This is a genomic window from Dactylosporangium sp. NPDC000521, from assembly GCF_042898305.1.
Lineage (GTDB): Bacteria > Actinomycetota > Actinomycetes > Mycobacteriales > Micromonosporaceae > Dactylosporangium.
In genome coordinates, this window is record NZ_JBIAYW010000005.1 from 296,890 (window position 1) to 318,490 (window position 21,601).

Genomic DNA, 21,601 nt, shown 5'->3' on the forward strand with positions numbered 1-21,601 from the left:
CCGGCGGCGGGCAATCAGCGCGCAGCGGTGGTCAGGCGTCACGGACCTCGAGGGTGATGACCGCGACGAGTAACGCCCCCACCGCCCAGGCCGCGGTCACGGCAAGACCTGCCCACGGGCCGATCGGTAACGTGTCCAGCCCCGTGGTGGCTTGGACGGCGAGCCCAGCGGTCATCGGGCCCGCCTGCAGCAGGTGCCGCTCCCACGCCGGGTCGGGTGCGGCGGCGGCGAGGATCGGGAACAGGAACAGCAGGGCGAGCACCACCCCGACCGCCGAGGCGGCGTTGCGGACCACCGTGGCCACGCCGAGGGCGAGCAGGCCGATGAGCGTCAGGTACAGCACCGAGCCACCGGTGGCGCGCAGAACTGACGGCCATGACGCATCCGCCGGCAGGAAGTGACGGCCGGCGAGGGCGGCGACCGCGACCGCCACCGTCGCCACGGGCACGGTGACGGCGGTGACGACGACGGCCTTGGCCGCGAGCACCCCGGTGCGGCGCGGCATGGCGGCGAGGGTGCCGTGGATCATGCCCGTGCTGTACTCCCCGCCGACGGCGAGCACCGCGAGGATCGCCACGACGGCCTGACCGAGCTGGACGCCGGTGAGACCCGTCTTCGTCGGGTCGCCGGCGCAGACCTCGGCGCTGCACGCAACATTGAGCACGACGACGAGCCCGACCCCGACGGTCGCCGCCACGATCCCGACGACCAGCCACACCGTCTCCGTGGCGGTGCGCAGTTTCGTCCACTCCGCCCGCACGTACCGCCAGCACTCGGCCGCCAGCGGACGCCGCGATTCGGTCGTCAGCCCGCGCCGCCGTCCGGCTCTGAGTTCGTGCCGCGGTTCGGTCGTCAGCTCCTGCTGCGGTTCGGCTGGCTGCCCGGGCCGCGGCTCCGCTGGCAGGTGCTCTGGGGCCGTCCCACGCGGGTGGCGCGCCTCCCGCGCCCCGGAGCCGGCCCGGTCTTCCAGCGGTGATGGGGTGCGGTCCCGACGCGAACCGGGCGGCGGTGGCAGGTTGCGGTCCCTGCGACGGTCCGGCGGAAGCAGGTCGCGGCTCATACGTCCCTCCTACGGAAGCGGTACGCGGCGAAGGCCAGCCCCGCGGTCGCCCAGGCGAGCAGGACCGCCAGCCCCGACCACGGGGTGAGCGGGAAGAAGCCGTTGGCGGGCGTGTACAGGCCCTCCACCTGGGCGTACTGCGGCGTGCTCTGCTGGATGGCGAACGCGGCGGCCGGCGTCACGCGAAGCAGCCACGCACCCGCGGCGACGGGCAGGACGGTCATCGACAGCAGGTACGGCAGGACCGTCGCCACGAACGCCAAGGTCACCGCCGTGGTGCCGCGGCGCAGCAGGACGCCGAACGCGAGCGCGAGGACCGCGGCGACGGCGAGCAGGGCGCCGGTGCCGGCGATGACCCGCAGCTCGGTGGCGGTGGAGACCGGGTGGACGTACACGCCGTTGTCGCGGAGCAGCCCTGGCCCGATGGTGACGACGACGGCCGCGGCGGCGACCCCGACGACGAACGTGACTGCGCCGAGCACGGTCGCCTTCGCGGCGAGCGCGGCACCACGGCGGGGCGCGGCGGCGAGCGACGTGCGGATCAGACCGCGCCGGTATTCGCCGGTCATCGTCATCGCGCCGACCACGACGACGAAGACCAGACCGGCAAACGTGCCGACGAGCGTCTGGCTGATCGTCGTGCCCAGCCCGGCGGCACCGGCCACGGCTGGGGCGATGTCGCCGGAGCCGCTGACCGTGAAGCCGTCGGCGGTCTGCTCGGCGCCGGGCGCCTGCCCTCCGGCGGGTGCCCTGCTACCACCGGGGCTGTCGCCCGGCTCGGGCGGCGGGCCGCTGCCGATCGGGTGCGGGTCGTCGGCGGTGCCGCCGACGCGTTCGGTCGTCCAGGTCGCGGACTGCCAGCCGCCGGTCGTGGTGAGGTGGTCGAAGCCGGCCGTGGCGAGGCTGGGCGCGCTGGTCGCGCCGGCCGCACCGACCCCTTCCACGAACATCGGCGACGTGACGAACAGCCCGGCCTCCGCTGTCGCCGGCAGTCCCTTGAGGCGGACGGTGCCGATGCCCGTCCACGAGGTGCCGTCGGCGGACTCCAGGGCGGTGACGACGTCGCCGGCGCGGGTCAGCCGCAGCCATCGCGGCGCCGACTCGGTGACGGCGCCCGGCTTCCCGGCGCGGTCGTGGACATAGTCGTGCTGCAGCCGCACGCCGTGCGCGCCGGTGACCATGACCGCCGCATACGTGGCGCCCTGCTTCGTGCCGTCCCTGACGATCAGGCCGGCCTTCGCCCACGGCACCAGCCCTGGTTGCGGATCCTTGCCCGGCCCGTCGGGCGGCAGCTCGCCGGTCAGCGACGCGACCCGGACGGTGAGGGTGCCGTCGCCGGCGAGGGGCCGGTGCACGAACGTGAACACGTCGGTGACCTCCTCGCCCTCTGGCCCGACGGGCAGGCCGCAGCCGGAGCCGCACGTGCCCGTCATGCCTGGGAACAGGCCGAGACCGACGATGGCGGCGGCGGCCGCGGCCATGCCGATCAACCAGCCACGCACCGTCCTGAATTTCGTCCATTCCGCGTGTACGAGTCGCGCGAAGCCGCTCATGCCGCCACCCCCGCCACGCCTCGGCGCCTGTCCGGGCCGACGCCGCGACGCTGGGTCGCGGCTCCTCCACCACGCTTGGGACCGCTCATCGTGCCGCCTCCGACCCGGTCGCGGCGCGGAACTCGACGGCGTCACGGGTCAGCTCGAGATACGCCTCCTCGAGGGTGGCCCGGTGCGACGAGATCTCCGCGAACGGCACGCCGCGGCTGGTCAGCAGCCGCACGACGGCCTCGGCCGGCAGCCCGGTGACCGTCAACGTTTCGGCGTCGGTGCGGCTGACGGAGGCGCCTTCTGCTTCCAGTACACCTGCCGCGACGTCGATCGAAGACGCGCCTGTGCGCAGGGTGACTCTGCCTGCGGCGGCCCGCTTGAGCAGCGCGGCGATGTTGGTGTCGGCGATGACCCGGCCTCGGCCGGCGACCACGACATGGTCGGCGGTGTCCTCGAGCTCGCTCATGAGGTGACTGGAGACCAGGACGGCTCGGCCCTCCGCGGCGAGCCCGCGCAGGTGCTGGCGCATCCACACGATCCCCTCGGGATCCATGCCGTTGAACGGCTCGTCGAGCATCAGCGCGGGCGGGTCGCCGAGCAGCGCGGCGGCGATGCCGAGACGCTGACGCATGCCGAGGGAGAACCCACCGGCGGCGCGCCGGGCCACGGTCTGCAGACCGGCCCGCTCGAGGACCTCGTCGACGCGGCGACTCGACAGTCCTTGGGAATGCGCGATCCACAGGAGGTGATTGCGTGCGGTGCGGCCGGGCTGCAACGCGCCCGCGTCGAGCAGCGAACCGAGGTGGCACAGCGGGCGGGCGAGGCTGCGATAAGGACGGCCGGCGACGAGGGCGGTGCCGGCGTCGGGCGCGTCGAGGCCGAGGATCACCCGCATCGTGGTGGACTTGCCGGCGCCGTTGGGCCCGACGAAGCCGGTGACCTGGCCCGGCTCGACGGTGAACGTCATCCCGTCGAGGGCGGTGTGCGACCCGAACCGTTTGCGGAGTCCGTTGACGACAATCATGCGGTCCGTTGTACGTGGCGGCCGGTGACATCACGGTGACAGCGGCTGACACCTCACTGACACCTTCGACCTGGCATGGTGGTGGGCATGCGGGTGCTGGTGGTTGAAGACTTCGAGGTCCTGGCCAGGACGGTCGGGACGGGGCTGCGCCGTGAGGGCATGGCGGTCGACGTGGTCCTCGACGGCACGGAGGCGCTCGACCGGCTCACCGTCAACCGGTATGACGTCGTCGTCCTCGACCGCGACCTGCCGGGCATCCACGGTGACGAGGTGTGCCGGCGGATCGTCGCGGCCCGCTCCAGCAGCCGCGTGCTGATGCTGACCGCGGCGAGCACCGTCAAGCAGCGCGTGGAAGGCCTGGGCCTCGGCGCCGACGACTATCTGCCCAAGCCGTTCGACTTCGATGAGCTGGTGGCCCGTATACGGGCGCTCGCGCGGCGCCCCGCCGAGGCATTGCCGCTGGTGTACGAGCTCGGCGACCTGACGCTCGACCCGGCCCGGCGGGTCGCGTCCAGGGGCGGGCGCCGTTTGGAGCTCAGCCCCAAGGAGTTCGGCGTCCTGGAGTGCCTGCTCGCCGCCGACGGCCGGCCCGTCTCCGCTGAGGATCTGCTGGAGAGGGTGTGGGACGAGGCGGCCGACCCGTTCACCACCGTGGTGAAGACGACGATCCGCCGGTTGCGCGGCAAGCTTGGCGCGCCCGAGCTCATCCACACGGTCCGCGAGGCCGGCTACCGGATCGGGGCGCCGTGAGCACCCGGCGCCGGCCGCGGCGCGGGCTGCAGCTGCGGCTCACGACGCTGTATGCCGTGCCGTTCATCATCGCCGTGACGGCCAGCATCGCGCTGTTCTCCTTCGGGGAGACCGTGTCCGCCCCCGCCAGCGAGACCGTCGGCGGCGTCCGCATCATCCGCGACCCTCCTTCCGAGATCTACGAGGAGCGGATGTTCCGCGTCATCGCGCTCACGGTGCTGATCGCCAGCGTCGTCGCGGTGATCGGCGGTTGGATCACCGCCGGGCGGCTGCTGCGCCCACTGCGCGCCATCATCGCCACGGCGCAGGACATCTCGGCGACGAGCCTGGACCGGCGGCTCGGGAAGACGGGCGACGACGACGAGTTCACGGATCTCGCCGAGACGCTGGACAGCGTCTTCGAGCGGCTGGAGGCGGCGTTCGCGTCGCAGCGGCGGTTCGTGGCCAACGCGTCCCATGAGCTGCGCACGCCGCTGGCCGCGGAGCGGGCGCTGCTGCAGGTCGCGCTCGCCGACCCCGACGCCACCGCCGACTCCCTCCGCGAGGCCTGCCGCGAGGTGCTCGCTCTCGGCGCCGCCCAGGAGCGGCTGGTCGACGCCCTGCTGACCCTCGCCAGCGGCGAGCAGGGCATCGAGCAGGCGGAGCCGGTCGACCTGGCCGAGATCGCGGCCGCCGCGATCCGTCGCCGGTCGAGTGAGGCGAAGGTCCGCGGCGTCCGCGTCGACGCCACGCTGGACCCGGCCGTCGGCGCCGGTGACCCACGCCTGGCCGAGAGCCTGGTGGCGAACCTGGTTGACAACGCGGTGCGGTACAACATCGACGGCGGCTGGATCGAGGTCATCACCTCCACAGTGCGGGACGCCGCCCCGCCCACGGCGGCGAGCGCGGGCCGGCCGGTGCGTGCCGAAGCTGAGCCTGCGGCGCCGGGTGCGGGCACTCCGGGCCGGGACGAGCCTGGATCAGCGGCGGAGAGTGGAGCTTCGGCGGCGCGGGGCGTGGGCCGGCTGCTGCCGTGGGGCGCGAAGTCGTCGGTGCGGGGCGAGGCAGGGCCTGCGGCGCGTGGCTCGGGTTCGACGGTGCGGGAGGCGGCTCGGCTCACGGTGCGCAACACCGGGCCTGCGGTCCCGGCGGAGGAGATCGGGCGGCTGTTGCAGCCGTTCCAGCGGTTGGAGGGCCAGCGGATCGGCCGGGCCGCGAGCGGGCACGGCCTCGGCCTTGCGATCGTGCAGGCCATCGCGACCGCGCACGGCGCCACGTTACGCGTCACGCCCCGCCCGGAGGGTGGCCTCGACGTGACCGTCGACTTCCCGCCGCCCGCCGACCGCAGCGCCTAACTCGGCCGGCGCGGGCTGGGGCGGCCGGGCGAGGAGGACGGCAGCCTGGGATGGCGCGGGCTGGGGCGGCCGGGTGGGCGAGTGCGGCGGGTTCGCTTGGTTGGTGAGGGCTGTGGCAGTGCGGGTTGGAACGGTCAGGTGGCGAGGACGCGGGCTGGGACGCGCTCGGTGGCGGCGGTGCGGGCTGGGACGCGGGGCGTGGGGCGGTGCGGGTTGAGGCGGTCGGGTGAGGACGGCGTGGGGCGGCGCGGGTTGAGGCGGTCAGGTGAGGACGGCGTGGGGCGGTGCGGGTTGAGGCGGTCAGGTAAGGAGGACACGGGCCGGGATGGCACGGGCTGGGCGGCCGAGTGGGCGAGTGTGGTCGGGTTGGCGAGTGCGGTCGGGTGGACGAGTGTGGTCGGGTCGGCGAGTGCGGTCGGGTGGACGAGTGCGGTCGGGTTGGCGAGTGCGGTCAGGTGGGCGAGTGCGGTCGGGTTCGTTTGATCGGTGAGGGTGGGTCGGTTCGGGGAAGGGCGGGCACGGCCGGGTGCAGTTCGGTCGCGGGGGCATGGTCGTGTGAGGCGTGGAGACATGCGGTGGCGTGTCGGGCCGGCTGCCCTCCAGCGACGCGGATTGCGGCGTTGTGCGGGGAGGTGGCTTCGTCACGGGCTGTGGTCGGCCACCTCTCGTTGGGCTGGTGGATCGCTGGCTTGCGAGGACGTAACGCGGGATGGGGTGGCCGTGATGGTGCGTTCGGCGGTTGCCGCTCGTCAGGGACATGGAATTGAGTGACGAGCCCTGGCCCGGGAGCCGTCGTCGATGTCGGCGGGGTTGGTGACCTGGCTGCGGACGGATCCAGGCGGACCGGACCGGGTCGGTCGCCGTGGCGGGATGCGGGGTGAGCGCATCACTGCAGCAGAATGGCGGGGTGCTGGACGACGAGGTCTTCGAGGCGGTCACGGGGCTGGTCGTGGCCGGTGAGTACCGGGACCAGATTCCCGGCTGGGAAGTCGTGGACCTCGGTCTGCTCGCGCTTGTCGATGACTTCGAGGCGCCGCCGGCGCGGCGGTGCACGTACGAGCGTGGGTCACGCAGTCACGTCGCGGCCCGGAGGCATGGGCTGGTGGAGAAGCTGCCGCCGCTGGAGCCTGCGTCGGCGGCAGCGGTGGACGAGGTGGAGCGGGTGGCCGGGGTCGCGCTGCCGCCGTTGCTGCGGCGGCTGTACCTCGAGGTCGGTGACGGTGGGTTCGGTCCCGGGTACGGGCTGCTGAGCCTGCGGAGCGACCTGGTCGAGCAGGGACGGCAGGCCGCAGAGGAGCCTGCCGTCCCGATGATGCTGTGCAGTTGGGGCTGCGGGATGGTCTCGTACGTCGATCTCGCCGACGGCTCTGTCTGGTCGAACGGGCCGGGACGGGAGGGCGGGGCGACCATGGAGCTGTGGCCGCACCACTTCACGCTCGGCGAATGGCTGTCGCAGTGGGTGCGGCGCCGGCTGTACCCGCCGTGGCGCACCACGGATCCGGTGAGTGGGGAGCCGCGGCTCGCGACGTACGAGGAGACCGTCGCGATGCTCGGGGAGCAGCACTGGCTCGACGACTGAGCGCCGGTCAGCAGGCGGCGCGGAAGGCGTCGAGGCGGAGGTTCTTGCGGATCGAGCTGAAGCGGAGGCCGGCCGGGGTCGGGCACAAAGAGGCCTTGTACTCGACGTGGAAGACGGGCTTGCCGGCGGTGATGAACGGGGTGAGCAGGGCGCATTCCTTCCACTGCAGGCAGGATTCGTTGACGGCGAAGTCGAAGGACGGTTGCAGCTTGGTGATCTGGTCGAGGTCGTTCTTCAACCCGACGGCCAGGCCGAGAGAGTGGGCGAGGTCGGCGACGCGGCGGTTGAACAGGAGCTGGTCTGCGGCGGTGAGGGGGAAGCCGGTGGGGTTGGCGTAGCCGTCCATGTTGTCCGGGTCGACGGCGTCGAAGCCCTTCGCCTTGCAGGTCGCGAAGCGGTCGGCGAGGATCGGGCGCAGCGTGTCCCACTGGCGGATGTCGAGCCACTGCTCGCCCGCCCAGCCGTCCAGGGCCTTGCCGCGCACGGCGGCCGGGAAGCGGGCGGCGTCGGCGCGCCAGTCCTCCCAGGAGCCGGCGTCGACGTAGCAGAGCACCTTCCGGCCGGCCGCGTGCAGCTGGGTGACCTGGGCCTTCGTGGCGTCGGCGCCGTCGATGTCGTACACGTCGGCGGCGATGGACGTGTCGAGCTTGCCGGTGAACTGCATCTGCCAGGTGGCACCGACCGCCGGTTTCCACCAGGTGGCGGGGGTGGTCGCGGCGGCTGCCGGTACGGTGGAGCAAACGACGGCAACGAAGGCTGTCACGGCCAGGAGCACAGTGCGGGGGGTGTGTCGCATGCCTCGCCATCGGCCGGGCGTCGGGTGGCCTGATCTGACGGTCCGGCGGAATGCGCCGGCCGACCGGGGGACAGACAGCCCCATCTCCTGGTCGGTATGTGTCCGTGACGGCGGCGGCCAGGTGGTGTACGAACACCGCCCCGACACCGTGCTCTCCACAGCGAGTGTCGGCAAGCTGCTGCTGCTGGTCGAGGTGGCCCGCTCCCTCCCGCCGGACCTGCCGTGTGACCGGCGGGACGTCGAGCCGGTGGCGGACTCCGGGCTGTGGCAGCACCTGCACACCGACGTGCTGCCGGCGCACGACCTGGCGGTGCTGGTCGCGTCGGTGAGTGACAACCTCGCGACCAACGTGCTGCTGCACCACGTCGGGCTGGAGCGGGTCGCGGCGCTCGGGCATGAGCTGGGGCTGGCGGCGACGGCCCTGCACGACATGGTCCGCGACGTGCGGACGGCCGCGCATCCGCCGCGGCTGTCGTCCGGCTCCGCCGGCGAGCTGTCGCTGCTGCTGCACCGGCTGCCGGGGATCGACGGCGGCGAGCGGGCGCTGGACTGGATGCGCACCTCGGCGGACCTGTCGATGGTCGCGTCGGCGTTCGCGCTCGACCCGCTCTCGCACGACGGCCTGGTCCTGCGCAACAAGACCGGCACCGACGACGGCGTCCGGGCGGACGTGGGGGTCGTGAACGGGTGCGCGTACGCGGTCCTGGCCAACTGGCCGCCGGACGAGGCGACGGCCGGTGAGGTGCTCGCGACCATGCGTGAGCTGGGCGATGGGATTCGTGCGTTCGTGGGAGCATGAGGCATGCCGTACTCGCCGCGGGAAACCGTTCAGAAGACCGGGTTCAGCCTCGACACGCTGCGCTACTACGAGCGGATCGGCCTGCTCGACGGCATCGACCGCACCGCCGGCGGGCAGCGCCTGTTCACCGACGACGACCTCGCGTGGCTCGAGGTCCTGCGCTGCCTGCGGGACACAGGCATGCCGATCGCGAGGATGCGGCGGTACGCGGAGCTGGCGCGCGACGGTGACAGCACGTTCGCCGAGCGTGCCGAGCTGCTGGAGGAGCACGACCGGGACATCGAGCGGAAGATCGCCGACCTGCGGGAGGAGCAGGCGAGGATCAAGGAGAAGATCGGCTGGTACCGCGGCGAACTCGCCCGATCAGCACCCGCCGACGCCCAGGCCCCCGCGTGACAGAGGTTTGGGGCGGCTCGCCGCCCTGTGCGCCGGGGACGGTCGGTCCGCGTCCGTTACTGTGCGGCGGGCGTATTCGATCCGGCGGCCGGTTACCCGAGGCGTCCATTGTGGACGAACGGGCAGCTGGCGGCGTCTGGTCGGGCGGTCGCCGATTCTGAAGGGTGCTGACGCCCCGGCGAAGTAGGGCGCACACCGGTGTGGCGGCGTGTCGCGGCGGGCGCCGACGAACGGCTGGCCGCCGACGAACGGCTGGCCGCCGTCGCGCGGATCGCTGCGGACCTGGGGGTGGCCGGGAACCATCCGGTGCTGACGTGGTTGCCGCACCTGCGGGATGCCGCCACTGGGTCGGCCCGATCACGCTGTCCGCCAGCCACGCCGCCACTGGCTGGTCGGTTCGCGGGTCGTCGGGCAGTCGCGCCGCGACCGGCTGGTCGGTTCGCGGGCCGTCGGGCAGTCGCGCCGCGACCGGTTGGTCGGTGCGCGGATCCTTGAGGAAGGCCGCCGTCGGTCAGGGTGAGCGAGGTGATCCTGCGAGGGCTGCGGGGGCGCTGACGTCCACGGCGCAGCGGATCAGGGCGGCCAGGGCGCGTGACCGGCTGTGTGGCGGCCAGGCGATCACCGTGGTCACCGCGGGTGCGTCCAGGACGGGCACGGCGACCAGGTCGGGGCGCAGCTGGGAGCGGCACGACGACGGCAGGGTGGCGACGACCATGCCGAGGGCGATCAGCTGGTACAGCTGCGTGCTGTCGCGCACCAGCGGGCCCGTCGAGGCGGGGGAGCCGGGCCAGGCGGGGAACGGCTCGCCGGCCAGGTCGGCGGTCAGCAGATGGGGGCGGCCGGCGAGGCGGTGGCCGGCGGGCAGGACCGCGACCTGGCCCTCGGTGTGCAGCTCCTCGACGTCCAGGCCGGTCGCGTCGTCGAAGGGCAGGTGCAGCAGCGCCACGTCGGCCCGGCCGTCGCGCAGCAGCCGCTCCTGCTCGCCGATGCCGCACAGGAGCACCTCGACGGCCACGGCGTCGGGGCCGGTCGCGGTGGGGTCGGTGGCGTACGCCGAGAGCAGCGCGGGCAGAAGGTCGCCGGCCGCACCGGACTTCGTGGCGAGCACGAGCTTGGCGGCGGGGTGGCCGGCGCGGCGGGTGCGGCGGTCGGCGGCGGCGACCGCGTCCAGGGCGGCGCGGCCCTCGCGGAGCAGGACCTCACCGGCCGCGGTCAGCGCGACCGAGCGGCTGGTGCGCTCCAGGAGGGTGACGCCGAGGCGGCGCTCCAGCTGGCGGATCGCCCGCGACAGCGGCGGCTGGGCGATGCCGAGGCGGGTGGCGGCCCGGCCGAAGTGCAGCTCCTCGGCGACCGCGACGAAGTACGCCAGCTCGCGCGTTTCCATACCGCTACGGTATCGGTCCTGACCCAGACGGTGTTGGCGGCCGGGGCGGGCGCGAACCAGCATCGTGGGCATGACCACAGGAACCGTGGCGCTGGTGACCGGCGCGAACAAGGGAATCGGCTACGAGATCGCGGCGCGGCTCGGGGCGCTCGGGTGGCGCGTCGGGGTCGGGGCACGCGACGCTCAGCGGCGGGAGGAGGCGGTGGCGAAGCTGCGCGCGGGCGGCGCGGACGCGTTCGGGGTCGCGCTCGACGTCACCGACCAGGCGAGCGTCGACGCGGCCGCGGCGCGGCTGGACGTGCTGGACGTGCTCGTCAACAACGCCGGGATCATCGGTGGCACGCCGCAGGTCCCGAGCACCGTCGACCTGGCGATCGTGCACGCCGCGGTGGACACCAACGTGTACGGGGTGATCCGCGTGACCAACGCGATGCTCCCGCTGCTGCGCCGGTCCCCGCGGCCGCGGATCGTGAACATGTCGAGCTCCGTCGGCTCGTTCGCGGAGCAGACCGACCCGGAGGGGCCGCTGAGCGGGATGCCGCCGTCGGTGGCGTACGCGCCGTCGAAGGCCTTCCTGAACGCCGTCACCCTCCAGTACGCCAAGGAGCTGCGCGACACGGGAATCCTGGTCAACGCCGGCTGCCCCGGCTACTGCGCCACCGACCTGAACCACCACAGCGGCTTCCGGACCCCGGCGCAGGGCGCGGCGATCGCGGTGCGCCTCGCGACCCTGCCCGACGACGGCCCGTCCGGCGGCTTCTTCGACGACGAGGGCCCGGTCCGCTGGTAGACCGCCACGGCCGCCGGGGGAACGGGTCGCTCGCGACTGGAGCGGTCGCGGACTCCGTCGTGACGGCGGCGAGGTGGCTGAGGACGTGGCCGGGCTGGCCGAGCGCGGGGGCGCGCAGGCTGCCGAGCGCGGTGCCGCAACCCGCAAACCCGCAACCCGCGGCCGCGCGGCACCGCGCTCGGGACGAAGGGCGAAGGGCGGAGGCGAAGGGCGAAGGGCGAAGCAGGAACTGGGTCAGCAGGTGGGTGGGGCGGTGCTGGCCGCGGCGGCGACCGGGGTGGTGGCGGCGGCCGACGGCGACTCCGACGGCGACGGGGAGAGGGACGGCGACGGCGACGGGGACGGCGGGGCCGGGCTGTACATGAGGGTGGCCGTCTGCTGGAACGCCGACGAGCCGAGGGCGATCCCCGGCAGCGTGACCTGGTGGCCGGAGGCGTCCGTGACGCGGAGGGTGACCGGGCCGGTCAGCCCCGACGGGCCGGTCCACGTGTTGTCGGTGTTGTGCTTCAGCGGCGTCCAGCCGGCCGCGGTTTGCAGCTCCACAGTGGACAGCCGGTTGCCGTGGTTGTCCAGGACGACCGAGAGGGACGAGTAGCCGGTGCCGCCCTTGGCGCGGACCTTCAGGGGGCCGGGGAGGTCGGGGTCGCGGACGGTGCCGTAGGTGATCTGGATGATGCCGGCGCTGACGGAGCCGATGCGGGAGAAGGCGCCCTTGCTCAGGTCGATCTTGCCGGCGGGACAGGACGGGCACTGGTCGACGACCTGCACGGTGGTGGTCTGGCCGTTGGGGCCGGTCACGGCGAGGTAGGAGCCGCACGCCGCGCCGCCGGCCCACTCGGCGGGGCCGATCGCGGCGTAGGCGTCGGTGGAGGGGGCGCCGAGGTTGCACATGCCGTTGCGGTTGGTGCTGTAGTACGAGGCGCTGCCGGAGCGCACGTTCTCCACCACAGGTGCCTGGAGCGGCGCGGCAGGGACCGCGGCGCAGGCGGCCTCGCCGGTGTCCTGCAGGACGAGCACGAGCGACACGACGACGGCGAGCACGCCGCCCGCGGCAGGGATGATCCAACGCAGGTGACGGCGCTCCATGGGTCCGGGAGTCTAGAAGGCAGACCGCGAAACCCGAAATCGACGACAACAAGCACAGCGAGTGCACACAGTCGTTGACATCGAGGCATCGACGGGCGTCTCATGTGTGGATGCGCAGCGCAGCGTCGTTGGTCCTTGTCGCGGGCATCCTCGCCGTCCCCGCGCCCGCCGCCGCGGAGCCGCCGGTCTGCGGCCCGCCGGTGGCGAGCACCACGCAGCCCGGATACACGGTCGCGGATCCGGACTGCGACGTGAACGGCACGCCGTTCGTGCCGGTCAACGGATCGAGCGTGTGGACCGGGATCACCGACGGTGCGGCGTACCGCATCGAGAAGCCCGCCGACTGGAACGGCGAGCTGGTGCTGTACGCGCACGGGTACCGCGGGCTCGGCACGACCGTGTTCGTCGACAGCCCGTCGCTGCGCGCGCACTACCTGTCGCGCGGCTTCGCCTGGGCCGCGTCCAGCTACGCGACCAACGGCTATGACGTCGGGCAGGGCGTGCGCGACTCGTACACCCTGATCGACCGCTTCAAGGAGCACACCGGGCTGCGCGCCAGGTCCGTCTACATGACCGGCGCGTCGATGGGCGGCCACGTCACGGCGGTGGCCATCGAGGAGCACCCGCAGGCGTTCGCCGGCGCGATGCCCGTCTGCGGCGTCCTCGGCGACGCGGAGCTGTTCGACTACTTCCTCGACGCGAACGTCACCGCGGCGGCACTCACCGGCACCGCCATCACGTTCCCGAAGGCGCCCGTCGATCCGTCGTTCCAGGAGGTGTACCGGCAGCAGGTCGCCCAGCAGGTGCCGCTGCTCGGCCAGGGGGCCGGGCTGACCGCGCTGGGCCGCAGGTGGGGCGACTTCGTCGAGCAGCGCAGCGGCGGCACGCGGCCGGGCTTCGACAACGCGATCGCCTACTGGAGCGCGCTGCCCGGGATCCCGCCGCTGACCACGGTGCCGTTCCTGTTCGGGGTGTACCCGGGGCTGTCCGGCGGCACCGCCGGCATCGCCGAGGGCAACCTCACGTCGAACCGGCTCACGCTGTACCAGAGCGACGACAGCCCGTGGCTCAGCCGGGACGAGCTGCGCGTCAACCGCGACGTCCTGCGGGTCGACCGCACCGACCGGCCCTCGCGGGACCTGTCCGGGGTGCCGCGCGTCGACGGGCGGCCGCGCGTGCCGGTGCTGTCGATGCACACGATCGGTGACCTGTTCGTGCCGCTGTCGATGGAGCAGGAGTACGCGCGCCGCGCCGCGCTGCAGGGCCGCGGGAAGCTCTTCGTGTCCCGCGCGGTGCGGGCGCTCGGGCACTGCGAGTTCACCGTGCCGGAGCTCGCGCAGGGCTTCGACGACCTGGTCTCGTGGGTCAGGACCGGGCACCGGCCGGCGGGCGACGCGATCCTGGACCGCCGGGCCGTGGCCGCGGACGACTTCGGCTGCCGGTTCACGCTGACGCAGCGCCCCTCCTTCGGAGCCGCCTGCCCGGCCTGAACATGAGCGGTGCCGGGTACGGTGACCGCTGCGGCTTCCCGTGCGCCGGTGACGGCTACTTCTCTGAAAAAAGCGCCGTCACCACCGATGATCTCGGGAGCTGCCCATGCTGCCGGCCGAAGCCTGAGTCCAAGATCCGACGGCTCGGCCCCTGGGCGCCCGCCAGCGGATAACGTGACGCCGTGACGCGGCTCGACTTCCGGATCCTCGGCCCGCTGGAGGTCCAGCCGCCCGGCGGCGCGCCGCTGGACCTCGGCGCGCGCAAGCAGCGGGCCGTCCTCGCGCTGCTGCTGCTCGACCCCGGCAGGGTCGTGTCGCTCGACCGGATCATCAACGGGCTGTGGACCGGCGAGGCGCCGTCGAGCGCCACCAGCACGCTGCAGGTGTACATCTCGCAGCTGCGGCGCGTCCTCGAGCCGGACCGCCCGCCGCGGACCGCGCCGTCGGTGCTGGTGACCCGGGACCCCGGGTACCTCCTCGCGATCGACGCCGGTCAGGTCGACGCGGCCCGCTTCACCCGTGGCGCGGAGGAGGGCCGGGCCAGGCTCGCGGCCGGCGCGTACGCCGAGGCCGAGACGCTGCTCACCGCGGCCCTGCGGGAGTGGCGGGGCGTGCCGCTGGCAGACTTCGCCGAGGAGGAGTTCGCGGCCGCGGTCGCCGCGCAGCTCGGCGAGGCGCACGACGGCGCCGTCGAGGACCTCGTCGACGTCCATCTCGCCACCGGGCGGCACGCGGCGGCGGCAGCGGCGTCCGTCGCGCTGCTGGACCGGCACCCGTTCCGCGAACGGTCCTGGGGGCAGCTGATGCTCGCCCTGTACCGGGACGGTCGCCAGGCCGACGCACTCGCCGCGTTCCGGCGGGCGAGGACGGTGCTCGACGACGAGCTCGGCCTGCCGCCCGGCCCGCACCTGCGCGACCTGGAGGCGGCCATCCTCCGCCACGACCCGGCCCTGACGCCAACGCACAGTCCCTCCGTCGCGACCGCGCCCGCCACCCCCGGTCCCTCGGCTTCGCTCAGCACCGCCGGTCGCGCGGGTTCGCTCAGCACCGCCGGTCGCGCGTCGGCGGCCGGCACCGCCGTGAAGACGGCCGACCGCCCGGCGGCCACGGAGCCCGTCGGCAGGGATCTCGTCGGCAGTGCGCTCGTCGGCAGGGAGCGGGAGGAGCGGCACCTCGACGAACGGCTCGCACAGGCAGGCGCCGGCCAGGGCGGCGTCGTCCTCGTCGTCGGTGAGGCCGGGCTCGGCAAGACGCTGCTCGCCGAGCGGGCCGCCACCCTCGCCACCGGGCACGGGCTGCGGGTCGCGTGGAGCCGGTGCGTCGAGGCGAGCGCGACCCCCGCGTTCTGGCCGTGGGCGCAGATCCTGCGGGCACTGCCCGACACCGACGGCCGGCGGCACCTGCTCGACGTGCTCGCCGGGCGCGGCGAGAGCGGCTGGCGGGCCGAGGAGCCCGGCACCGCCCTGTTCCACCTGCACGAGGCGGTCGCCGAGACGCTGTTCGAGAGCGCCGCCGGGCAGCCGCTGCTGCTCGTCGTCGACGACCTGCACGTCGCCGACGCGTCGTCGCTGCAGCTGCTCGCGCACCTGGCGCCCGCCCTGCACCGGCGGCCGATCCTGCTGCTGGGCACGATGCGCCCGGACGTGACCGGCGGCGACCCCGCGCTGCGGGAGACCCTTGCGCTGCTGGCGAACGAGCGCGGCTCCGACCGGATCCGGCTCGGCTCGTTCACGGCGGGAGACATCGCCGCGTACCTCCGCGACAACGCGGGCGGCGCACCCGGTGAGGCACCCGGCGGTGCACCCGGCGAGGCACCCGGTGAGGTCGTCCAGGCGCTGCTGGAGCGCACCGGCGGCAACCCGTTCTACCTGAAGGAGCTGCTGCGGCTGCTCACCAGCGAGCACCCCGGCGGGTGGGGCACCGCGCAGGCCGTCGCCGACCTCGGCGTGCCCGAGGGCGTCCGCGACGTCGTCGGCCGGCGCGTGTCACGGCTGCCGGAGGAGACCCAGGCGATGCTGCGCACGGCGGCGGTCATCGGGCGGGACGTCGAGCTGGTCCTGCTGGAAGCCAGCACCGACGCCGAGAACGAGCAGGTGATGAGCGCCCTGGAGCCCGCGGTGGTCGCGGGGCTGCTCACCGAGGTGCCCGGCACCTGGGACTACCGGTTCTCGCACGCGATCGTCCGCGACACCCTCTACGGCGCGCTCACCCGCCTGCAGCGCTCCCGGCTGCACCTGCGGGTCGGTGAGGCCCTTGAAGCGTTCGCCCGGCCCGACGACCCGGCGCTGCTCGGCCGGCTCGTGCACCACTTCACCATGGCGGCGCGGCTCGGCGGCGCGGAGCGCGCGGTCGGCTACGCGCGGCGCGCCGCCGAGCTGTCGATGGCGCAGCTGGCGTACGACGAGGCCGCCACCTACCTGGAGTCGGCCCTCGGCGCGCTGGACCCGACCCGCCCGGGCGCGGCCGCCGACCGGTGCCGGCTGCTCGTCCAGCTGGGTGTCGCGCGCCGCGCGGGCGGGGATCTCGCCGGCACCCGCGCCGTCCTCGACGAGGCGCTCACCCTCGCCCGGCAGCTCGGCGACGACGACCTCACGATGGACGCGGCGACGCTCTTCGGCGGGGTCACGCTGTGGACGTGGCGGCCGTACCTGGTCGTCGACGAGCGGATGATCGGCATCCTCCGCGACCAGCTCGCCCGCCTCGGCGACACCGACCCGCGCCGCCGGGCCGTCCTTCTCGGCACCCTGGCGGTCGAGCTGTACCACGCCGAGGACCGGCCGGCCGGGGAGGCGTACGCCGCGGAGGCCGTGGCGATCGCCAGGCGCATCGGCGACGCGGAGCTGCGCGCCCGCACCCTCGACAACCTCTGGAACGTCGCCCTGGTCCCGCAGGCCGAGCAGCTGCGCCGGGCCACCGTCGACGAGCTGCTCGCCATCGACGCGCTGCCGCGCACCGTGGAGCTCACCGGCCGGCTGCACCGCATGATGAGCGCCGTGACCGCCGGTGACTTCGCCACCTTCGACACCGACCTGGCCCGCGCCGTCCACCTCGGCGGGGAGCTGCGCACCGGGGTCCTCGCCGCGCAGGTCAGGTACGCGCGGGCCGGCCGGGCGATGCTCGACGGCCGCTGGGACGACGGCGAGCGGCTGGTCGGCGAGGCGTTCGCCCTGCAGGCGCACACCAGTCTGTGGGGCACCAACTGGATCCGGCTGGCCATGCTGTACACCAGCCGGCGCTTCCAGGGAAGGCCCGGTGATCTGCTCGACGAGCTGATCCGCCGCGCCGACGAGCCGCACCTGGAGCTGCTGCGGCCGACCGCGGTCCTGGCCGCCTGCGAGTCCGGCGACGAGGACCTTGCCCGGCGGCTCGTCGACCGGTGGGGCACGCGCCGGGAGATGCTGTGGTGCTGGAACCTCGTGGCGTTCCAGTGGGCGCTCGTGGCGGCCCGGCTCGACCTGCCGCTGTGTGCCGAGTTGTACGAGGAGATCCTTCCCTTCGCCGACCTGTGGGCCACGGTCGGGACGGGCTGCGCCACGTGGGGCTCGATGCGCTACGCCCTCGCCGCGCTCGCGCACGCCCTCGGCCGTCCGGACGATGCCCTCGCGCACGCCACGCTGGCCCTGGAGGCGCACCGCCGGCTCGGCGCCGCCCATCTTGAGGCCGCAAGTATTGCTCAAGTCGCGCGTTTAAGTGGCGATTAACCGGCAGCCAAGCGCTGTCGTGCACCGTGGTCCGTGGCGCTGCCGCACGCGCCCCGACCTTGAGGAACCTCTGATGACTGCATCGACCGACCTGTCCTTCGCCGACCTCGCCGCCGCCGTCGACGGCCCGGTGCTCCTGCCCTCCGACGACGGCTTCGCGGAGGAGATCTTCGCCTGGAACGTCGCGAACCCGCACCGACCCGCCGTCGCCGTCGGCGCCACCAGCATGGCCGACGTCGCCGCGGCGGTCAGGTGGGCCGGCCGTCACGGCCTGCCCGTCGCCGTCCAGGCCACCGGCCACGGCGCCGTCCGCCCCGCCGTCGACTGCGTCCTGATCACCACCAGCCGCATGCAGTCCCTGTCCGTCGACGTCGCCGGCAAGCGCGCCCGCGCCGCGGCCGGGGTCCGCTGGTCCCAGGTCATCGAGGCGGCCGCGCCGCACGGCCTCGCCCCGCTGAACGGATCCTCGTCGCAGGTCGGCGTGGTCGGCTACACGCTCGGCGGCGGCCTCGGCCCCCTCGGCCGCACCTTCGGCTTCGCCGCCGACCACGTCCGCTCCGTCGAGATCGTCACCGCCGACGGCGTCGTCCGCACCGTCGACGCCGCCCACGAGAGCGACCTCTTCTGGGCCGTCCGCGGCGGCAAGGGCAACTTCGGCATCGTCACCGCCATCGAGTTCGACCTCTTCGACGTGCCGTCGCTGACCGGCGGCGGGTACTTCTTCCCGGCCACCCACGCTGCCGAGGTCCTGCACGCCTACCGCACCTGGGCGCCGACCCTCCCCGACGGGATGAACACGTCCCTCGCCATGCTCCGCCTGCCCCCGCTGCCGCAGCTGCCCGAGCCGCTGCGCGGGGCCTTCGTGGTGCACCTGCGGGTGGCGTACCTCGGCGACACCGTCACCGCCTCGGAGCTGCTCGCCCCCATGCTCGCCGCCGCCCCGGTCCTGCTCGGCGGCGTCGGCGAGATGCCCTACCAGGCCATCGACTCCATCCACCAGGACCCGGTCGACCCCACGCCCACCCGCGAGGGCGGCGTCCTGCTCGGCGACCTGACCGCCGCCACCGTCGAGGGCCTGCTCGCCACCGCCGGCCCGCAGGTCGACGTCCCGCTCATCGCGGTCGAGCTCCGCCACCTCGGCGGCGCCCTCTCCCGCCCGCCGGCCGTCCCGAACGCGATCCCCGGCCGCGACGCCGCCTTCTCGCTCTTCGTCATCGGCCTGGGTGTCCCGGAGCTGGTGCCGGTCGTCGACGCCGTGACCGCCGCGGTCCTGTCCTCCGCCGCGGACGCCACCGTGCCGGGCGGGTTCATGAACTTCTCCGGCGGCGCGGGCCCCGAGGCGCTGCAGGCCAACTGGCCCGCCCCGGACCGCGACCGCCTCCTGCGCATCAAGCGCTCCTACGACCCGACCAACGTCTTCTCCACCAACCAGGCAATCCTCCCCTGACAACGAACACGTAGGTGAGTCCCGTGCCGCTGACCGGCCCGGGTCCCGATCGGGATCCGCCGGCCGCAACGGCACGGGACTTACCGTTGCTCGTGAAGGTGGAGACAACGACATCGGCCTGGTCACGCCGCGGGCGGATGCGGCAGCGCTCCGGGCCGCCGGCGCCGTCCTGATCCTGGGCGCAGACGGCACCGACCGCGGGTCCAATCCGCGATGCGCGCCCTCACAGCCTCAGCGCGGTCGCGGCGGCGGCGTCGTCGACGAAGGCGACCAGGCCGTTCGTCAGGGTCGGCGCCGTCGCGTGCCACCTGCCGACCAGATGCCGCCAGCGCACCGTGCCGGTGGCGGTGTCGACGGCGTAGAGATGTGCACCGACGCCGAAACAGGCGACGTCACCGGCCATGGTCACCGCGCCGGGGTAGTAGCCGGTCCGCAGCGTCCAACGGACCCGTCCCGTCGCTGCTTCGACCGCATGCAGATCGCGGGTGGCGAAATACGCGACGCCACCGGCGATCGTGATCGCCGAGAACGGCCCACCCCAGCCGTTGGCACGCATGGACCATCCTGTCTCGCCGGTCTCGCGGTCCAGTCCGTACACCCGTTTGCCCTCTGGCCGGGCCGCCACGACCACACCGTCGGCGGCGGCAAGCACCCATTCGAGGGGCTTCTCGCTGGCGAACCGCGCCACGAGTGGTCGCGGCTTCGGCACGACCTGCCACCGGATCTCGCCCGAGGCGGGCGCGAGGCCGGCCACCCGCCCGGCATCCGTGCCGACGACGACGCCGTCGGCATCGGCGATCGCCGCGACCGGCCCCCCGACGAGCTCTCGCGTCCAGCGGTCCTCACCGGAGTCCGCGGCAAGGCTGACCACGCGACGCTCCCGCCGCACCACGACGTGACCGCCCGGCGCCAGCACCGGCAGGCGGGCGTCGACGCGGTGTCGCCAACGCTCGGCGCCGGTCGCCAGATCCACCGCGGTGAGGTCGGGCGCGGCGAGATCGCCGTGGACGGCCACATATACGTTGGCACCGTCCGTGACCAGCGCGGTCCGCGCCGCGGAGCCGGCGATCGGATGCCGCCACTGCCGCTCGCCTGTGCCGCTGTCGAGGCAGTGCACCTGGCCTCCGTCGTCGCAGACCAGCACCCGGGAGCCGGCCGCAAGCACCGGCCGGACCAGGGTCCGCTCCGGCTCGGCAAAGGCCCATCGGACCGCGCCGGTCAGCGCGTCGAGCCCGTACAGCCGATGGTCGGTGCCCGCCATGAGCAGGGTGTCGCCGGCGACCGGAGGGGCGAAGGCCGCCGGTTCACGCGACTTGCTGTCCAGCGCGATCGCCCAGGTGTTGAGTTGGTGCGTCGCGACCAACGGAGGAATCGGCCGCCTGATGCCACGGACGACGGGCCCGACCCGTTCGACCGTCCACGCGACCACGGCAGCCGGCGGGGCAGCAGGCACCTCGGTGATCGGCGACTCGTCCACAATGGACGATTGGCGGACGGATTCTGGAGCCGTCGAGGTCGTCGAGGTCGTCGCGGCGACGTTGCGTGCGAGGGCGAAGGTGCCGGAGGTGTTCCGTGCGGCGGCCTCCGCCCTCGGCAGGCCCTTGCTGCGCAGTCGTTGCGACACGTGGTGATACACCGTGTCGAGGCTGAGATACTCGCCGCCGCCGGGCAGCCCTTCGGTGAGCAGCCCGACCAGTTCGCCGGTGAACGCCGTGTGCTCGGCACCGATCGGCGCCATCGCCAGCCTGGTGGCGGACGTGGCGGTCAACACGTACGCACCATCGATGACGACCTGCCCGGCCGGTCCGCCACCCATACCGTCCAGCGCTGCCCCGCTGAAGCAACAGTCCAGGATGACGATCTTCACCGCGGCGGGGCTGTCGAGGACCGTGTCCCGCAGTCGCTGGTACGGCAGGCAGTCCACGTCGGAGAACTCCACCGAGGACTCGGCAACGGCTAAGTACAGCTCACCGCGGCGTCCGGCACGCATCCCGTGACCGGCGTAGTAGACGAGGAGCGCGTCGGTGGCCTCGTCAGCGGCCTTGGCCACCGCCTGCGCCACCGCGACCGGTGTCCGGGGGTCCGAGACCACGGCGATGGACTCGCCCGGCAGCCCGCACCGAAGCGGATCGGTGAGGATGCCGGTGAGCGACCGGAGGTTGTTCGCGACCGCGGGGAGATCGGGTAGCTCGGGCTTGCGGTAGGCGCCGACGCCGATGAGCACGGCGCGCGAGGCGAGCGGGTCAGCGAGGATCAAGGCCATCCTCGACGGTCGGTCGGCGGCGACACCAGCACCGTGCCGTTCCCCGGCGTGGGCGAGCTGTGCTCGGCCCGGACGGTCCACGGACGGAGATCGTCGTCGGACCGCAGCCATTGGCGGAGGGCCCCGACCTCCTCCCCGCCGCCGCCGTCGTCCGGGTG

Annotated in this window: 17 protein-coding genes; 9 read left to right on the forward strand and 8 right to left on the reverse strand. The window is 73.8% G+C overall.

Features of this window, described 5'->3' with window-relative positions; genetic code table 11:
* Positions 1-31 precede the first annotated feature (31 nt).
* From ACFY3L_RS19375 to ACFY3L_RS19385, 3 genes are all read right to left on the reverse strand, one after another.
* A complete protein-coding gene (locus ACFY3L_RS19375; protein WP_389325357.1) occupies positions 32-760 on the reverse strand; it encodes an ABC transporter permease in 729 nt (242 codons plus the stop codon).
* Positions 761-1,056: 296 nt separating this feature from the next.
* Positions 1,057-2,562, reverse strand: coding sequence for an ABC transporter permease subunit (locus tag ACFY3L_RS19380; protein ID WP_389325360.1), 1,506 nt, complete (start codon positions 2,560-2,562; stop codon positions 1,057-1,059).
* Between the two features lie 136 nt (positions 2,563-2,698).
* Positions 2,699-3,628, reverse strand: a complete 930-nt coding sequence (locus ACFY3L_RS19385; RefSeq protein WP_389325363.1) for an ABC transporter ATP-binding protein — start codon at positions 3,626-3,628, stop codon at positions 2,699-2,701.
* An 87-nt stretch (positions 3,629-3,715) separates the two neighbouring features.
* On the opposite strand from ACFY3L_RS19385, the gene ACFY3L_RS19390 reads away from it, so the two are divergent.
* Positions 3,716-4,378 (forward strand): response regulator transcription factor, encoded by a 663-nt coding sequence (locus ACFY3L_RS19390; protein WP_389325366.1) that lies wholly within the window; start codon positions 3,716-3,718, stop codon positions 4,376-4,378.
* On the forward strand, positions 4,375-5,712 hold the full coding sequence (locus tag ACFY3L_RS19395) for a sensor histidine kinase (RefSeq protein WP_389325370.1): 1,338 nt from the start codon (positions 4,375-4,377) through the stop codon (positions 5,710-5,712). The genes ACFY3L_RS19390 and ACFY3L_RS19395 overlap by 4 nt, the downstream gene beginning before the upstream one ends.
* A gap of 134 nt (positions 5,713-5,846) precedes the next feature.
* Here ACFY3L_RS19395 and ACFY3L_RS19400 read toward each other — a convergent pair whose 3' ends face one another.
* Positions 5,847-6,029: a hypothetical protein gene (locus ACFY3L_RS19400; RefSeq protein WP_389325373.1), complete on the reverse strand. Its 183-nt coding sequence runs from the start codon at positions 6,027-6,029 to the stop codon at positions 5,847-5,849.
* A gap of 560 nt (positions 6,030-6,589) precedes the next feature.
* On the opposite strand from ACFY3L_RS19400, the gene ACFY3L_RS19405 reads away from it, so the two are divergent.
* Complete coding sequence (locus ACFY3L_RS19405) at positions 6,590-7,291, forward strand: hypothetical protein (RefSeq protein WP_389325376.1); 702 nt, start codon at positions 6,590-6,592, stop codon at positions 7,289-7,291.
* A 7-nt stretch (positions 7,292-7,298) separates the two neighbouring features.
* Here the strand turns inward: ACFY3L_RS19405 and ACFY3L_RS19410 are convergent, their stop codons facing one another.
* On the reverse strand, positions 7,299-8,054 hold the full coding sequence (locus ACFY3L_RS19410) for an endo alpha-1,4 polygalactosaminidase (RefSeq protein ID WP_389325379.1): 756 nt from the start codon (positions 8,052-8,054) through the stop codon (positions 7,299-7,301).
* 31 nt (positions 8,055-8,085) lie between these two features.
* Between ACFY3L_RS19410 and ACFY3L_RS19415 the strand changes: the two genes are divergently transcribed.
* On the forward strand, positions 8,086-8,886 hold the full coding sequence (locus ACFY3L_RS19415) for a serine hydrolase (RefSeq protein WP_389325383.1): 801 nt from the start codon (positions 8,086-8,088) through the stop codon (positions 8,884-8,886).
* Positions 8,887-8,889: 3 nt separating this feature from the next.
* The gene (locus tag ACFY3L_RS19420; RefSeq protein WP_389325386.1) at positions 8,890-9,282 is read left to right on the forward strand and encodes a MerR family transcriptional regulator; all 393 of its coding nucleotides are present in this window, start codon (positions 8,890-8,892) and stop codon (positions 9,280-9,282) included.
* A gap of 511 nt (positions 9,283-9,793) precedes the next feature.
* On the opposite strand, the gene ACFY3L_RS19425 is transcribed toward ACFY3L_RS19420, so the two are convergent.
* Entirely contained in the window at positions 9,794-10,666 is an 873-nt protein-coding gene (locus ACFY3L_RS19425) for a LysR family transcriptional regulator (protein WP_389325389.1), read from the reverse strand.
* A gap of 70 nt (positions 10,667-10,736) precedes the next feature.
* Here ACFY3L_RS19425 and ACFY3L_RS19430 point away from each other — a divergent pair, with 70 nt between their 5' ends.
* Entirely contained in the window at positions 10,737-11,456 is a 720-nt protein-coding gene (locus ACFY3L_RS19430; RefSeq protein ID WP_389325392.1) for an SDR family oxidoreductase, read from the forward strand.
* A 234-nt stretch (positions 11,457-11,690) separates the two neighbouring features.
* On the opposite strand, the gene ACFY3L_RS19435 is transcribed toward ACFY3L_RS19430, so the two are convergent.
* A complete protein-coding gene (locus tag ACFY3L_RS19435; protein WP_389325396.1) occupies positions 11,691-12,542 on the reverse strand; it encodes an expansin EXLX1 family cellulose-binding protein in 852 nt (283 codons plus the stop codon).
* 110 nt (positions 12,543-12,652) lie between these two features.
* Between ACFY3L_RS19435 and ACFY3L_RS19440 the strand changes: the two genes are divergently transcribed.
* The 3 genes from ACFY3L_RS19440 (at position 12,653) to ACFY3L_RS19450 (ending at position 19,180) form a co-directional block, all read left to right on the forward strand.
* A complete protein-coding gene (locus ACFY3L_RS19440) occupies positions 12,653-14,032 on the forward strand; it encodes an alpha/beta hydrolase family protein (RefSeq protein ID WP_389325399.1) in 1,380 nt (459 codons plus the stop codon).
* Between the two features lie 182 nt (positions 14,033-14,214).
* Positions 14,215-17,733 carry a BTAD domain-containing putative transcriptional regulator gene (locus ACFY3L_RS19445; protein ID WP_389325402.1) on the forward strand — a complete coding sequence of 1,173 codons (3,519 nt, stop codon included), beginning with the start codon at positions 14,215-14,217 and terminating at the stop codon, positions 17,731-17,733.
* A gap of 73 nt (positions 17,734-17,806) precedes the next feature.
* Positions 17,807-19,180, forward strand: coding sequence for an FAD-binding oxidoreductase (locus ACFY3L_RS19450; RefSeq protein WP_389325405.1), 1,374 nt, complete (start codon positions 17,807-17,809; stop codon positions 19,178-19,180).
* 223 nt (positions 19,181-19,403) lie between these two features.
* On the opposite strand, the gene ACFY3L_RS19455 is transcribed toward ACFY3L_RS19450, so the two are convergent.
* Positions 19,404-21,437: a PQQ-binding-like beta-propeller repeat protein gene (locus ACFY3L_RS19455; protein WP_389325407.1), complete on the reverse strand. Its 2,034-nt coding sequence runs from the start codon at positions 21,435-21,437 to the stop codon at positions 19,404-19,406.
* Between the last annotated feature and the right edge of the window lie 164 nt (positions 21,438-21,601).